Origin of the sequence: Veillonella ratti (genome assembly GCF_003992115.1) — a bacterium.
GTDB classification, from domain to species: domain Bacteria; phylum Bacillota; class Negativicutes; order Veillonellales; family Veillonellaceae; genus Veillonella_A; species Veillonella_A ratti.
In genome coordinates this window covers 17,020-32,470 of sequence record NZ_RQUX01000017.1, presented here as the reverse complement: position 1 = coordinate 32,470, position 15,451 = coordinate 17,020, and the positions used below count along the sequence as shown (strand labels likewise).

The 15,451-nt window shown below is 40.7% G+C and carries 13 protein-coding genes; 2 read left to right on the top strand and 11 right to left on the bottom strand.

Features of this window, described 5'->3' with window-relative positions; all coding sequences use genetic code 11:
* Positions 1 to 271: 271 nt before the first annotated feature.
* The 11 genes from EO124_RS07790 to rpmH form a co-directional block, all read right to left on the bottom strand.
* Positions 272 to 1,135: a methylenetetrahydrofolate reductase gene (locus EO124_RS07790; RefSeq protein ID WP_127059045.1), complete on the bottom strand. Its 864-nt coding sequence runs from the start codon at positions 1,133 to 1,135 to the stop codon at positions 272 to 274.
* A 119-nt stretch (positions 1,136 to 1,254) separates the two neighbouring features.
* The gene (locus EO124_RS07785; RefSeq protein WP_127059044.1) at positions 1,255 to 3,681 is read right to left on the bottom strand and encodes a homocysteine S-methyltransferase family protein; all 2,427 of its coding nucleotides are present in this window, start codon (positions 3,679 to 3,681) and stop codon (positions 1,255 to 1,257) included.
* 117 nt (positions 3,682 to 3,798) lie between these two features.
* On the bottom strand, positions 3,799 to 4,491 hold the full coding sequence (locus EO124_RS07780; RefSeq protein WP_127059043.1) for a methionine synthase: 693 nt from the start codon (positions 4,489 to 4,491) through the stop codon (positions 3,799 to 3,801).
* Between the two features lie 302 nt (positions 4,492 to 4,793).
* A complete protein-coding gene (gene rsmG, locus EO124_RS07775) occupies positions 4,794 to 5,519 on the bottom strand; it encodes a 16S rRNA (guanine(527)-N(7))-methyltransferase RsmG (RefSeq protein ID WP_127059042.1) in 726 nt (241 codons plus the stop codon).
* An 8-nt stretch (positions 5,520 to 5,527) separates the two neighbouring features.
* Entirely contained in the window at positions 5,528 to 7,405 is a 1,878-nt protein-coding gene (gene mnmG / locus EO124_RS07770) for a tRNA uridine-5-carboxymethylaminomethyl(34) synthesis enzyme MnmG (protein ID WP_127059041.1), read from the bottom strand.
* A gap of 181 nt (positions 7,406 to 7,586) precedes the next feature.
* A complete protein-coding gene (mnmE, locus tag EO124_RS07765) occupies positions 7,587 to 8,975 on the bottom strand; it encodes a tRNA uridine-5-carboxymethylaminomethyl(34) synthesis GTPase MnmE (RefSeq protein WP_127059040.1) in 1,389 nt (462 codons plus the stop codon).
* A gap of 64 nt (positions 8,976 to 9,039) precedes the next feature.
* Positions 9,040 to 10,158: an RNA-binding cell elongation regulator Jag/EloR gene (gene jag, locus EO124_RS07760; protein WP_127059039.1), complete on the bottom strand. Its 1,119-nt coding sequence runs from the start codon at positions 10,156 to 10,158 to the stop codon at positions 9,040 to 9,042.
* A gap of 2 nt (positions 10,159 to 10,160) precedes the next feature.
* Positions 10,161 to 10,817, bottom strand: a complete 657-nt coding sequence (locus EO124_RS07755) for a YidC/Oxa1 family membrane protein insertase (protein WP_021840462.1) — start codon at positions 10,815 to 10,817, stop codon at positions 10,161 to 10,163.
* A 120-nt stretch (positions 10,818 to 10,937) separates the two neighbouring features.
* Positions 10,938 to 11,180, bottom strand: coding sequence for a membrane protein insertion efficiency factor YidD (yidD, locus tag EO124_RS07750; protein ID WP_021840463.1), 243 nt, complete (start codon positions 11,178 to 11,180; stop codon positions 10,938 to 10,940).
* A 14-nt stretch (positions 11,181 to 11,194) separates the two neighbouring features.
* Positions 11,195 to 11,581: a ribonuclease P protein component gene (gene rnpA, locus EO124_RS07745; protein ID WP_412192070.1), complete on the bottom strand. Its 387-nt coding sequence runs from the start codon at positions 11,579 to 11,581 to the stop codon at positions 11,195 to 11,197.
* A gap of 60 nt (positions 11,582 to 11,641) precedes the next feature.
* Positions 11,642 to 11,776 carry a 50S ribosomal protein L34 gene (gene rpmH, locus EO124_RS07740; RefSeq protein ID WP_006555255.1) on the bottom strand — a complete coding sequence of 45 codons (135 nt, stop codon included), beginning with the start codon at positions 11,774 to 11,776 and terminating at the stop codon, positions 11,642 to 11,644.
* A 449-nt stretch (positions 11,777 to 12,225) separates the two neighbouring features.
* On the opposite strand from rpmH, the gene dnaA reads away from it, so the two are divergent.
* On the top strand, positions 12,226 to 14,082 hold the full coding sequence (gene dnaA / locus EO124_RS07735; protein ID WP_164726585.1) for a chromosomal replication initiator protein DnaA: 1,857 nt from the start codon (positions 12,226 to 12,228) through the stop codon (positions 14,080 to 14,082).
* 254 nt (positions 14,083 to 14,336) lie between these two features.
* The gene (dnaN, locus tag EO124_RS07730; RefSeq protein ID WP_127059037.1) at positions 14,337 to 15,446 is read left to right on the top strand and encodes a DNA polymerase III subunit beta; all 1,110 of its coding nucleotides are present in this window, start codon (positions 14,337 to 14,339) and stop codon (positions 15,444 to 15,446) included.
* Positions 15,447 to 15,451: the final 5 nt, after the last annotated feature.

Here is a 15,451-nt window from a genome sequence, read left to right as displayed (position 1 = left end):
TGAAACAATTGAGTTTTCCTTAAATTTAGCGAGCTAAGACATCATATATATAATTACATCATATTTAACTGTGTAGAGATTTGTTTCACGTGAAACACTCCCCTATGAGCTATTAACTTACCAAAATGTTTCACGTGAAATATTTTCTTTAACACGTACATACTACTCACATTGTTTCACGTGAAACAAAAACGATTCGTCACCCCAGCAACGAATCGTTTTTAAGTTATTCTATTAAAATAAGTTTGGTAAGTTTAACAAAGGAAAACCATTAAACATGGTCAATCAGATATAAAACAGTCTGTATATCATTGAGCGGCATAATATGAACACCTTGTGCAACTTTCTTTATTTCCAATAATGTTTCCAAGGCGATTTCAAGACCAGCCTCTTTACCACCTTTTTCCATACGGTTTAATATATCTTCCGTCAATGAAATTCCGGGAACTTTGGTATGAAGGTATGTGGCCATTTTAAAACTTTTCAAAGGAATAAGACCTAACATAACCGGAACACCTAATGGTGCTACCATGTCAGTAAAGCGTTTAGCTTTTTCTAAATCATAAATCGGTTGCGTCTGAATAAAATTAGCACCCGCCTCCACTTTACGAATTATTTTAGCTTTTTCTTCTTCCAAATCATCGGCTCCCGGATTACCTGTTGTACCAATATAAAAATTTGTCGGTACTTCAAGTTCATTACCGGCCAAATCAAAGCCTTTATTTAAAGTATGTGCTATTTTCAACAAGCCCATAGAATCCACTTCAAAAACAGGTTTTGCATCAGGATGATCCCCTCTCGAAGGTTCATCGCCGGTTAAAGTTAAAATATTATTAACGCCCAAAGCAGCGGCCCCTAAGAGTTCTGCCTGTAAGCCCAAAATATTTCTGTCACGACAGGTAAGATGGAATATTGTATCAATCTGTGCCCGATATTTAATTAAATGAGCCAAGGCAATCGGACTCATGCGAAGTTTGGCCATCGGGCAATCAGCAATATTAATGGCATCCACTTTGTCTAAAAGTTGTGCCGCTTCTTTAAAGGTTTTATTTGCGGAAGCACTTTTCGGTGGGTCCAATTCAACCGTAATGGTAAATTGACCGGCTTTATGTTTTTCACGTAATGATGTAACCATCTAAATTCCCAACTCTCTCTTATAATCAAGTAAATTTTACTAGTTAATCGTAATGCCGGGCTTACTAATACTCTCCTCGGCATAGTTAATTATAGCTGATAATAAAGTAATGAAAATTATCAGTCGTCCCCAAGCAGCTTTTTAACAATATTAACAGCACTGATTCCATCTTTCGCATAAGAATCAGCCCCCGCTTTATCGGCATATTCTTGAGTCAAAACAGCACCGCCCACAACCACTTTCGATGGTAAACCAGCTTCTCTAATTGCTTCGATAGTAGCATCAATCATCGGCATGGTGGTCGTCATTAAAGAGCAAATACCTACAACCGTAGCATTTTCACGTTTAACGGAGGCTACAATTTCTTCCGGATCCACGTCTTTGCCCAAATCAACTACACGGTACCCGTTATTTTCGAGTAAAGCTGCTACGATGTTTTTTCCTAAATCGTGAATATCACCTTTAACGGTAGCCACAATAACCGTATCCCGAGTTATGCCACCGGAGTCAGGTAATACACGTTTAATTGTTTGGAACGCACCTTGCATAGCCTCCGCTGCAAGCATTACCTGTGGTAAAAAGACTTTACCGGCACCGAATTTTTCACCTACCACATTCATCGCTTCCGATAAAGCGTTTTTTGTGATTTTCAAAGGATCAACACCATCAGCTAAAGCTTTTTCTACTAATTCAATAACTAATTCTTTTTCCCCTTGTTCAACTGCATGCTGTATATTCTCTAAAGGATTATCACTGTTAAAAGAAACAGCCGTCACTTTTTTCGAAGCAGAACTTGTAACGGTAGCTTCTTCATCCAAACCGTAATCAGCAATGAATTCGGCCGCTGCCGGATCAAATCCAAGTAGAGTTCGTGCTGCCACAAAGGCTTTTTTAACTGTCGCATTTAAAGGATTAAGAATAGGTGCCGTCAAACCATGAGATAATGCCATAGTCAAAAATTGACTATTTAAATATGGCCGTTGCGGCAAACCGAAGGATACATTGGATAAGCCCATTACAGTTGGAAAACCAAATGTTTCTTTATACATAGCCAAAGTACGAAGTGTTTGCACCGCACTGTCCTGACCACTTGCCAAAGTTAACACCAGCGGATCTAATAATAAATCTTCACTGCGAAGACCTTTCTCATAAGCGGCCAGTACGATTTCTTTAGCCAATTCTACTCTTTGTTCCGCTGTGGCCGGCAAATCACCACGCCCTAAGGGTAAACATAGAAGGGTGGCCCCATAGCGTTTTGCTAAAGGCAATACCTGGGCCAATTGTTCCGGTTCCGCATTTACGGAGTTAATCAAAGGACGACCGGGATACATTTTTAACCCTGCTTCCATCGCAGCCGGGTCCATGGTATCAATGGAAAGTGGTACGTCTACAAGCATACTGAGTTCCATAATAGCTCGCTTCATTATGGTCGCCGGATCTACATCAGGCACACCCATATTAACATCCAGTACATCAGCACCTGCTGCCACTTGCGCCAAAGCATCACGTTTTACCATAGCAAAGCTTCCCTCTTTAATTTCTTTGGCTAATACTTTACGACCGGTCGGATTAATACGTTCTCCGATAATAATCGGCTTTTCCGTATGCCCCACTTTAACAAAACCGGTACGACTGGTAAATGCGGTAAACGGTGCAATTTCAAGTCGTTCTTTAGGCGTATGATTACCGGCCGCTTCAGCGATAGCTTTAATATGTAATGGTGTACTGCCACAGCAAGCACCTACATAGGATGCACCCGCATCAAGTAAAGCAGGTACATAAGAGCCCATTTCTTCCGGTGATAAAGGGAATACTGTTTCCCGACCAACCAGCATCGGCATCCCCGCATTTGGCTGAGCACTAATCGGTAAGTTAGTTACTGAAGCTAATCGTTCAACTAATGGTATAAGCTGTTCCGGTCCCAAAGAACAATTAATACCTACCACATCGGCGCCCATGGCATCCATTAAAATAGCGGCCACTTCCGGCGGTGTCCCTGTAATAGTACGACCGTCTTCACTGAAGGAAAACTGACAAATAATCTTAACGTCCTCTTTAGTTTTACATAATTTCTCACGAGCATCACGAGCAGCCAATAAGGCGGCACGCATTTCCTGAACATCTATAATTGTTTCAATAATAATGAAATCCACGCCCGCTTCAATTAAGGCTAAAGCCTGTTCATAATAGGTATCATATACTTCATCAAAAGAAATCTGACCCAAGGGCTCAATAAACTGACCGGTTGGTCCCATAGATCCGGCTACTTTGGCATTCGGTTTCACTTCAGCAATCGCTTTTTTGGCGGCTTTAACAGCAGCCGTATTAATTTCCGCTACGCGATGCTCCAAACCGTAATCGGCTAATTTTAAACCGCAAGCACCAAAGGTATTAGTCGTTACAATATCACTGCCGTTTTTTAAATAGGCAGCATGAATCCCCGTTACTACCTCCGGATGTTCCACATTAAATAATTCGGGACATTCGCCCTCCACTAAGCCCGATTGTTGGAGCATAGTGCCCATAGCACCGTCAAATATATACATACCTATCGCCTCTCTCTATTACTGCTAACTCATATATTATCTGTTGAAATTACTGTATCTTAGTTTACATTATTTAAGGTTCCGAAATCACTATACTTTATGTATTTTCCCAACCGGCTATACTTTGCGTGATGCACAGTTAACCTGACTGCAGGAACTGCAACCGCGTTTAATCCCCGGACGCACATCACCATTTTTTTCACAATCAAGTGACCCTTTGGGAATGCAACCCACAATAGCTGTTACCGATTTGCGTGGAAACAACAAAAATGTGTCCGTTACTTCAAGACCTATATGACTTGTCCCAATAATGGCCGCTAAATCTTTTTGCACATTCAGATTCCAATTACCGTAACCGGGGCTGAATCGCCATGTCGTAGTATAACCCGCTTTAGCCGCTTCTTTTTCAATTAAGTCATTCACTTGATCCGCAACCTGTTCAACGGCCGTTGTAGCAGCCGCATCAACTAGTAAACCTAAGGTATAGTTATTTTCTTTAAAAAGCTCAGCACTACGCAGCTCTACCCCTTCCCCAATGGTAACAGCCAAAACATATACTTTTTCCGCTTTTTCTAAATGTTTGCGAATCGAACTTCCTTCCACTGTTAGGGGCGGATTACTTTTAATCGTTCCGGTAGCAGCATCATAGTCATACACTTCATAAACACCCTTCGGTTCCGCCACCAATTGCACTTCTAAACAAGCATCGGTTACATATTGTTTAGGAAAATCTGTTGCCTGGCGTAAGCCCGCATATCGTATTGTTTCCGCCACATCAATCTGTGGCAAACGACCATTATAAATAGCCATACGCCTCGCTCCTCTCATCATCTTTCGCAAATATTTTCGGCCATCTGTATTTATAATCTATATATAAAACTATTATAGATTTTGCCTATAATCTATAATAAACAAATATGGCCAACACATAAAAATATGTTACCTTTATTACCTTTTAATGTCAATAAAAAACCCCTTGCTAAAGGCCTGTAAACATATACATATCAAATGTACTTAGTTATAGGTTAAACCTTTAACAAGGGGTATTTTATTCGTATCTTACCGATTTTATACATTACGCTAAGAACTCTATCCTATCAATAGTAAGTTGGTTAAACTAAAGGCTTCGTCTTAATATCTTTTGGCTTACGGGGATATAACTTTGGTGTTATACCTGTTTTCTTAATATAAATAATAGCCCGCTTATCGTCGAGCGTTGGCAATTGTACCGGTTTTACCTGTTCAATATTGCCTTTTAAAATCTTCAACGCTTTCGCCGCTTCGCCCATTTCTTCCTCATAAGCGGCGCCTTTTAAGGCTACCATATAACCATTTTGTTTCACATATGGCAATGCCCATTCGAGCAGCACCGGCAAGCGGGCCACCGCACGACTGGTCACGAGGTCGTAGGCTTCGCGATGCACCGCATCATGGCTTATATCTTCCGCCCGACCATGCAATGTTGTTACCTTATGTAATCCCAACTTTGATATAACATCACTGAGAAAATTAAGTCGTTTTTGCAAAGAATCAAATAGTACAATTTCTAAATCAGGGCGCATAATAGCGAGCGGTATACCGGGGAACCCGGCGCCTGTTCCCAAATCAAGAAGTTTTGCACCTTCTTTGAATATAAGAGCCTTATCATCCAAAGCTGTAAGGGAGTCTACAAAATGCTTCACCGCTACTTCGTGCGGATCCGTAATGGCTGTCAAATTGAGATACTTATTGGTTTCAATAAGCATTTCATAATAAGTCGTGAATTGACTTAACTGATTGGTTGTAGCCGAGAAACCGGCTGCATTTAATTGAATCGCCAAATTATCGGTAAAGTTCATAGCCCCTCCTACTGTTGTTGTTCACGACGATATTGTTCTAATTGGATTAATAAAACCGACACATCCGCCGGTGATACACCGGAAATACGACTGGCCTGGCCAATAGAATGCGGTTTAATCGTCTTTAATTTCTGCTTTGCTTCCAAAGAAATACCTTTCATGGAATCATAATCCCAATCGGCAGGAATAATTTTTTCTTCCAATTTGCGAACTTTTTCTACCTGTTCCATTTGCTTTTTTACATAGCCTTCGTAGGTAATCATGATGTCGATTTCTTCTTCTACATCCGGACTGTAACGTTTTAAATCAAATGCTTCAGCCACATCACCATAGCTTAATTCATTACGCTTTACCAAATCATAAGCAGTCATACCGGTTTTAATATGAGCGGTCCCCATAGATTCCAAAAGTGCCTGCACTTCTTTGGTTGGGTTAATGTTGCGTGCTCTTAAGGCAGCTACACCTTCTTCAATTAGCGCTTTTTTATGTAAGAAACGCTGATAACGTTCATCCGATACGAGGCCGATTTCACGACCTTTTTCAGTCAAACGAAGGTCCGCATTATCCTGACGAAGCAATAAGCGATATTCACTGCGACTCGTCATCATACGATACGGTTCTTTAGTACCTTTCGTTACCAAATCATCAATCAATACGCCTATATAGGCTTCGGAACGAGATAAAATAAACGGTTCTTTGCCTTGCAAATATAAGGCCGCATTAATACCGGCCATTAAACCTTGAGCTGCCGCTTCTTCATAACCGGATGTACCGTTAGCCTGACCGGCGGAATACAAACCTTTAATGTGTTTTACTTGAAGGGCCGGCGTCAATTGCAACGGATTTAAACAATCATATTCAATCGCATAAGCAGGACGCATAATTTCTACATTTTCAAGGCCCGGAATAGTGCGCAAGAATTGATACTGCACATCAATTGGCAAGCTCGTACTCATCCCCTGTACATACATTTCATTCGTGTGATTACCTTCCGGTTCTACAAAGAGTTGGTGACGGTTTTTATCACTGAAACGAACTACTTTATCTTCAATGGATGGGCAATAACGAGGGCCCGTACCTTCAATGATACCGGTATACATAGGTGCCCGGTTTAAGTTGCCGCGAATGATATCATGAGTTTCTTCCGTAGTATAGGTAAGCCAGCAAATCTGTTCATTGCGGTCAGTCCAATCAGACATGAAAGAGAAGGCGCGGTACTTGCTGTCGCCCGGTTGTTCTACCATGTGATCCAAAGTTAAAGAACGTTTATCCACACGAGCCGGTGTACCTGTTTTAAAACGCATCAATTCAATGCCGTTTTTACGAAGTGAATCAGACAATAATTCAGCTGTACGCTGTCCGTTAGGACCGCCGGTATAGGTCAATTCACCAAGAATAATTTTACCTTTCAAGTAAGTACCGGTGCAAAGAATGATAGCTTTGGCTTCATATACTTCGCCCAATTCACTCAAAATACCTTTTACTTCACCATCTTCGATAAGAAGTTCATTTACCATAATCTGCTTTACATTCAGATTATCCGTATTTTCAAGGGTTTCTTTCATCAAACGCTGATAAGCCACTTTATCAGACTGAGCGCGCAAGGAATGCACGGCCGGACCTTTACCCATGTTCAGCATGCGCATCTGAATGGCTGTGGCATCCGCATTAATAGCCATTTGACCGCCTAAAGCATCCAGTTCATACACCAAATGACTTTTACCCGGGCCACCTACGGCCGGATTACAAGGCATCAAAGCAATATTATCTAAATTAAGAGTTGCCATAAGCGTGCGTTGACCCATACGGGCTGTAGCCAAGGCCGCTTCGCAACCGGCATGACCGCCACCGATGACAATGACGTCATACGTATCTACTGTATACATACTATCTCCTATCCCTCTCTCGAGGCACTATTGTTCAGTAATTTTACACCAACCTCATTTGAGGTCTGTAATTTACATTATAAGCAAATTCAGTTGTCTAAGCAAAAACCTATATGACAACCAAGAAATTACCAAAAGTTTTACTTAAGTAAAATAGTCAAATTTTGAAATTTATACTATTTTATTTTCCTAAGCAAAAACGACTGAATAATTCATCTACTAAGGATTCGCGCAAACTGTCCCCCGTAATATCCCCCAGTTGCTCCCAAGCAGTTCGTACATCAGTGACGATAAAATCAACCGGCAAGCCGGACTCAATATTATTCAAAGACTGTTCAATCTGCGATTTTGCCTGCTCCATCAAAGTAATATGGCGCACATTGCTTAGCATAGCGGATGATTCATTTTGAACTGTACCGCCATATACCAATTCTTTGACAGCATCAGCCAACACATCCAAACCTTCACCGTTAGCAGCACTAATCGGTGCAATAGCGGCAAATTGACCGTATTGAGCCACTGTCTCGGCCGTAATGACCGCACCTTTATCAGCTTTATTGAGGAATACGATGGTATTCTTATGCGAAGCTTCACGTAAAATAGCTTCTTCCTCCGCCGTCATAGGCTCCGATGCATCAATAACGCACACTACGATTTGAGCTTTATCCAAATACTCTTTAGCTCGATCTACACCGAGTTTTTCCACGATATCATCGGTCTCACGAATACCGGCTGTATCAATCAAGCGAACCGGAATCCCCTCAATGGTAATAGCTTCTTCAATGCTATCACGGGTGGTGCCCGGAATATCCGTAACGATAGCACGATTTTCACGCAAAAGAGCATTCATAAGACTCGACTTACCTGCATTCGGACGTCCCACAATAGCTGTCATAATGCCATCGCGCAATAAGCGCCCACGGTTAGCCGTAGCCAATAATTGATTGATTTTAGCTAAAATGGGTCGCAATTTATCAGCCGTTTCATCCATCGTAAGTTCTTCAATGTCTTCTTCCGGATAATCGATAGCCACTTCCAGATGTGAAATTAACTCAATCAACTGCTCTCTAATGGTGCGAATCATACCTGCCAAAGTACCATCCAGCTGTTTTACCGCAACCGCCAACGATTGCTCCGATTTTGCCTCTATAATATCTATAACAGCTTCTGCCTGGGTAAGGTCGATGCGGCCGTTTAAAAACGCCCGTTTTGTAAATTCACCCGGCTCGGCCAAGCGAGCCCCCTGACGAAGCAATAATTTCAAAATTTCGCGTACCACGATAATCCCGCCGTGGCACTGTACTTCTATGACATCCTCCGCCGTAAACGACTTTGGACCTTTCATGATTAAAACAAGGACCTCATCAAGGATTTCATCCTGTTTCTGAGGATCTATAATATGACCATATTGAATGGTTCGATTCGGCCGTTTTTCTAAAGGTACGGTTCCCTGCGCTTTAAAAACAGAACCAACTATTTCAAAGCAACGAGTGCCACTGACGCGAATAATGCCAACCCCGCCGATGCCGGGTGGCGTCGCAATGGCAGCAATCGTATCTTCTGTGTACATGGTGTTCTCCCTTGTGTAAAAATAAAACCCGATCATAGATCGGGTTTTATGACTCGCACATAGCTTATCGTTTATAAGCAATGACTACGTGACGATACGGTTCTTCACCTTCACTATCAGTCACAATATGTACTTCGTTTTGGAGCGTTAAATGAATAATTTTACGCTCGAATGCACTCATAGGTTCCAAGGAAATCTTTTGACGATTTCGTTTTACCTTCGAGGCAAGGCGTTTAGCCAAATTAACCAAAGTTTCTTCACGACGAGAGCGATAATTTTCTACATCCACTACGATATGGCAATGGCCGGCTACTTCTTTATTAGCCACCAAGTTTGTTAAGTATTGAATAGCATCCAAGGTTTGACCATGTTTGCCGATTAAAATACCTAATTCTTCACCATGAATCTGGAATGTGATTTTCTCAGCCGTCATCATTTTTTCAATCTGAACAGATAAGCCCATTTTGCTAAACATATCTTGTAAGAACTGTTTACCTTTATCGGCAATTACCATCTGTTCTTCTTTAGAAACCGGTTCACGTTGCGGTTTTACAGCCGCTGCAACGGTAGTTGCCGCATCTTCCGCAGTTTCTTTAGCATCAGCTAATTTATCCGCTACGGTATCTTTCACATCAGCCGCTACATCTTTTGCCTGTGCTTTCACATTAGCAATTTTTGCTTGTGCCGCATCAGCTGCTTCACCTAAATGTTGCTGTGCTTTATCAGCAAGTTCGGCAGCCTGTTCTTTCACTTCGCCAAATTTTTGCTGCGCCAATTCAGAAACTTCACCGGCTTTTTGTTGAGCCGCTTCCGCTACTTCATTGAATTTTTGTTGCGCTGCTTCAGCTACTTCTACAGCCGTGCTTTTAGCGTCAGCTACTTTTTCTTGCACAAATTCAGAAGCTTCACTAACTGCTGTTTTTGCTTCCGCTACTTTAGTCTGTGCCGTAGCCTGCACATTGGCTGCAGCCTGTTCAGCTGCAAAAGCTACTTTTTCAGTCAACGGAGCTTCTTCAAAATATAAACGCACTAACGCATCGCGACGACCAATTCCCAAGAAACCGCTGGAAGGCTGTTCCAATACTTTCGTATCGGTTACGACCTTACCGTCAGCTTTAAGCTGTTCGGTACCTTTGGCAACGGCATCAGCAATCGTTTTTGCTGAAACTTCAATATAATCCATAATTAAGCCTCCTTATTATCGTTGCGATAGATAAAGAACTGCTGAATCATTTGGAATATGTTTGATACAACCCAGTAAATAACCAAACCGCTTGGGAAATTCAAGCTGATATAACCAATGAATAAAGGCATGAAAATCTGCATTATCTTCTGTTGGCCGGCACCAGCACCGGTAGCATCTTGCGCAGTTTGTTTGCTCATTACAAATGTAGAAAGAGCACTTAATACAGGTAAAATATACAAATGATCCGCTTCACCCAAGCTTGGCAACCATAAGAAGCTTTCATATGCAGGATCATATGGATAGCCTTGCAACGCGTAGAAAATAGCGATTAAAAACGGCATTTGCACCAATAGCGGTAAACAACCGGATAACGGATTAACGCCTAATTCTTTATACATCTTAGCAATTTCCTGTTGCGCACGCTGTGGATCATTCTTGTATTTATTCTGAATCTCTTTCATTTTAGGCTGCAATTTCTGCATGCCCTTCATAGATTTGACCTGTTTAGCCGTCAACGGCGCCAGGATTGCCTTAATCCCGATGGTCATAATAATAATCGCTATACCATAGCTTGGGAACCCTAATGCTTCTGTAAGATTATAGCAATACGTAAGCAAGGTCCGCATAAAATCAACTAATACCTGAAAAATTTCCATTAGTTTGCTCCTATACGAGTATTAATGACGAATACAAATGGCCTTTGCGTGTCTATATACGTTATGGTATGGTCTATATTTCATCCATACAGACACTTTGACATTTCCAAATTTGTGTTATCACGGAACCGGATCGTAGCCGCCCGGATTAAAGGGATGACAACGTAAAATGCGCCGAATTCCTAAATAACTGCCTTTAAAAGGTCCATATTTGCGTAATGCTTCCAAGGTATACGTCGAACATGAGGGATAAAATCGACAAGTTTTAGGCTTTAATGGAGAAATTCCATAGCGATAAAATTGTACCAAGCCGATGAATAGCATATTCAACAGTTTGGTTAAGAAGGTCAAACAGCGTTTCATGGATAAGCCTCTTTCTAAGCTTCATTACTTTTAAGTAATTTGCTCTTTTTAAAAAGATACATCATTTCCTTACACGCTTGATCATAGGTGGCACTCGCCATGCGAGCCCGCCCTACAACCACAATAGCATAGCCTTCTCGAATAGCATGCTGATTAAGACGATACACTTCCTTCATAAGCCTGCGCGCTCTGTTGCGCTCCACCGCACCGCCTACCTTTTTACCGGTTACAAAACCGATACGGGTGGCCTGCTTGGCCACGGGCATACGGTAAACTACACAGAGACGACCTACTTCATAATTGCCATGTTTATAGACAAGACGATATTCACTGTTTTTACGAATTCTTCGTTCTTTATCTAATTTAAATGTCAATTCACTCATATCATCATCCCATGCCATTATGAATAGAAAAACTTGGCAGCAGCGCCAAGTTTTTTCTCCTGCCTAAAAGCTATTATATTATGCAGATAATTTCTTTCTGCCTTTAGCACGACGTCTTTTCAAAACAAGACGGCCGCCAATAGTCTTCATACGTTCACGGAAACCATGAGTACGTTTTCTCCAAAGAGTATTTGGCTGATATGTACGTTTCATGTATAAAACACCTCCTTGAGATTGTTCTTGTAATTACTTATACCATAACAGCATAATTATAAATATAAAGCCATGTAATGTCAATACTCACTCGATAGATTCAATCATTATTCGCCATATACTGTGAATATATATTATATACATTATACTTTTAATAACGCCAAAAAAGATATCCACAACTACGATGACAATTCTTCCTATTTCTGATAAAATATAGAGGATGAAATATAAAAGGAATATCATATTGTGACTAATAAAACTAGGTTATCAACAAGATATACACAACTTATGCACCACTTATCCACAACACAAGTGATAACAGTATAAAGTCAGTGTTTATCAGTTGTTCTAACCTATTTATTTTTTCTCTTTTTTCACAAAAAACGAAGTTATACACAGGTTAGGTATTTTTAGTTATTCACAGTATGACACCCTGGGAAGGAAATGGTATGTCAAACATCAATCTTAACGATTTTTGGAATAAAGTACGCGAAGATATTGAAGCCACATTACCAAAAGAAATTTTAGAAAGCACTATTATACGATTGCTCCCGTTACAATTGGACGAAATCAGTAAGACCCTTACATTAACCACGATGCAAACGTATATTAAGGATTTTATCGAAAACGAACCAATGATAAAAAATGCTTTTCAAAATTCCGTAAATAATGTTTGGCAGCGTTTAACCAAAAACAATTCTCCACTTACAATTATTATTACAACACCGGGGGACAAAGAACCGGCAACCCTTCACGAAGAGGTAAAAACAACCGTTGCCCAACCGAGTGTAATGACGCCACCGGAACCAACGGCTTTTACCAATCAACCGGCAAGCTATGACGATAGTCAAATCGCCTCTATTCCGCAATCACAACTGGGAAATGAATCGGGCTATGACATGAATGACTATGAAAATGCACCGTATGAAACAGCCGCTCATGCCAATGAAACGGCAACCCATGCACCGAATTATAACGGCTACGATCAATTAGCCAGTCAATATGGTTTACCACCGGCCGCACCGGCGCCGTCACAAACACCGCTGCATACACCGACTTATGATGAACCGGTTGTAGTTGATTCCGTACGTAAAAACGACGCCACTAAATCAGGCCCGTATATTCCAAGTGCTTCACCGATGGAATCGGATAGTTTATTCCCGCCATCGGAAATACCGCAGGAAGCGGCATCGATGCAGTCTAATAGCAGCCAAACAACCTTATATAAAAATAATGAATCTATTTTAAAATTAAATCCGGATTACACCTTTGCCACCTTTATTGCCGGCGGCTCCAGTCAAATGGCCTATGTGGCAGCACAAAATATTGCGGAAAATCCGGCCAATCGCTATAATCCGTTCTTTATTTACGGTAAATCAGGTCTCGGTAAAACTCACTTAATGCATGCTATCGGCAATGAAATTCATCGCCGTTATCCCCATTTACAAATCATGTGTATCACCAGTGAAAACTTCTTGAACCTCTTCGTTCAATCTATTCGTTACGGTCAAACCAATATGGATATATTCCGCAGTACCTTCCGCAAAGTCGATGTTCTCTTGATTGATGATATTCAGTTTATTCAAGAAAAACGCTATGCCGGCACACAAATGGAATTTTTCCACACTTTTAATGCCTTAACAGACAGTAAAAAACAGATTGTCCTCACCAGTGATGTTTTACCGCAAGATATGGAACAAATGGAAGATCGCTTGCGTACACGATTCAGCTCCGGCCTGGTCGTAACCATCGATCCGCCAAACTCCGAAACTTTGGAAGCCATCACGCGCTCCTATGTTGACAAACAGCGTGAATTACTGCCAAATCTTAATATTCCTAATGAAGTGATTCGTTTCTTCGGCAACACCTATTACAACCGTAGCGTTCGTGATTTACAAGGTGCCCTTACTAAATTAATCACCGCCGCTGAATTGGATAATAAACTCGATCAAATTACCGTGGAATATACGCGCTATATCCTGCGTGATCTCATTCCTGAAAGCAAAAAATCCGTATTATCCGTTGCCTATATTCAAGATTTTATTTCTGATTACTTCAAAATCAAAAAAGAATTCTTAGTCGGTCAGAAACGGAATAAGCAATACGCTCATCCGCGCCAAATCGCTATGTATCTGTGCCGTGAACTCATCAATGAAAGTTTTCCACAAATTTCGCAAGCTTTTGGCAAAAAGGATCACACCACAGCTCTCCATGCGTATAATAAAATCAGTGAAGACCTAGCTAAAAGTACTGATTTAAAGCGAACTATCGATGATATTATCAGTAAAATCAACGAAGATACCTAAAGAGTAACGGTTGTGGATAACTCTGTGAATAAGTTGTGTATAGTTAGTGATTAACTTCCAAGTTATTGACAAAAACGACTATAAAAGTTCATAAGTGGATAACTTTTTCCGTCTATTCACAAACTTATACCCATGTGGAAAACCTATTGAAAATGCCACTTTAAACAGCTTATCCACTTATACACCGCCCCTACTACTAAGACTACTAATAATTAAAAACTTAATCATATCCGTAATAGTAAAGGAGACAGGCCATGAAAATCCAATTTGCAAAAGATACGTTACAAAAAGCGATTAATGCCTTAGCCAAGGTTAGTCAGAACAAAACAAGTTCTAATTTACCCGGTGCTATATATATAACAACTAAAAACGGTAAAGTAGAAATGCAGGCCAATGACTATGAAATCGGTATCCGCATTACTATTGATGCCAATATTATCGAAGAAGGTACTATCGTTCTCAGTACGCGTTATTTCCAAGAATGGGTTCGTAAAACACCAACCGATACCATTACTTTAGAATCTAATGCAGAAACTAAACAATTATTATTAAGTTCTGAAAGTTCTCAATTCAATCTTATTACCATGGATCCGGATGATTTCAACTTAGTTGAACAGATTCACGATGAAAATCACATTGATGTAGACGGCGAACAATTTAAACAAATGATTGATTTAACTAACTACGCAGCTGCCAATGATGATGATCGTCCGATTTTTACCGGTGCTTTATTGGAAGGTGAAAGCACCAATTTAACTATGGTAGCTACAGATACTCACCGTATGGCCGTTAAGAAAATCAACTTAGAGGCACCTATGCCGGCGGCTATGCGTATTTTGATTCCAACTAAAACGTTAGCAGAAGTATCCCGTTTATTACCAACAGATCAGCCAACCGTAGTTCGCATCATTTGGAATCGTACGAATGTAGTATTCTTATTTGATACGATTTACTTATTCTCTCGTTTAATTGAAGGCCAGTATCCTGATTATGAAAAAGTAATCCCATCGCAATTCGATTCCAGTGCGATTTTAAACAGCCGTGATTTTGCCGGTGCCGTAGATCGTGTTTCCTTATTGGCTAAGGATGCGAGCTACAATGTTATTCGCTATGATTGGGATGAAAAAGAAGTTACTTTATCTACGCAAAATGCTGAAATCGGCATGGCTAAAGAAGAAGTACTTTGCGAATTCAAAGGTACGCCGTTTACTATTTCCTTTAACGGTCGTTATATTGGCGATATTTTACGTCACAGCAACGGCGACAGAATTCATTTATACTTAAAACAGAACGGTCCCGTTGTTATCCGCCAGGATGATAATCCAAATTATACCTATGTAGTAACGCCGGTTCGCACGAACTAAGAATA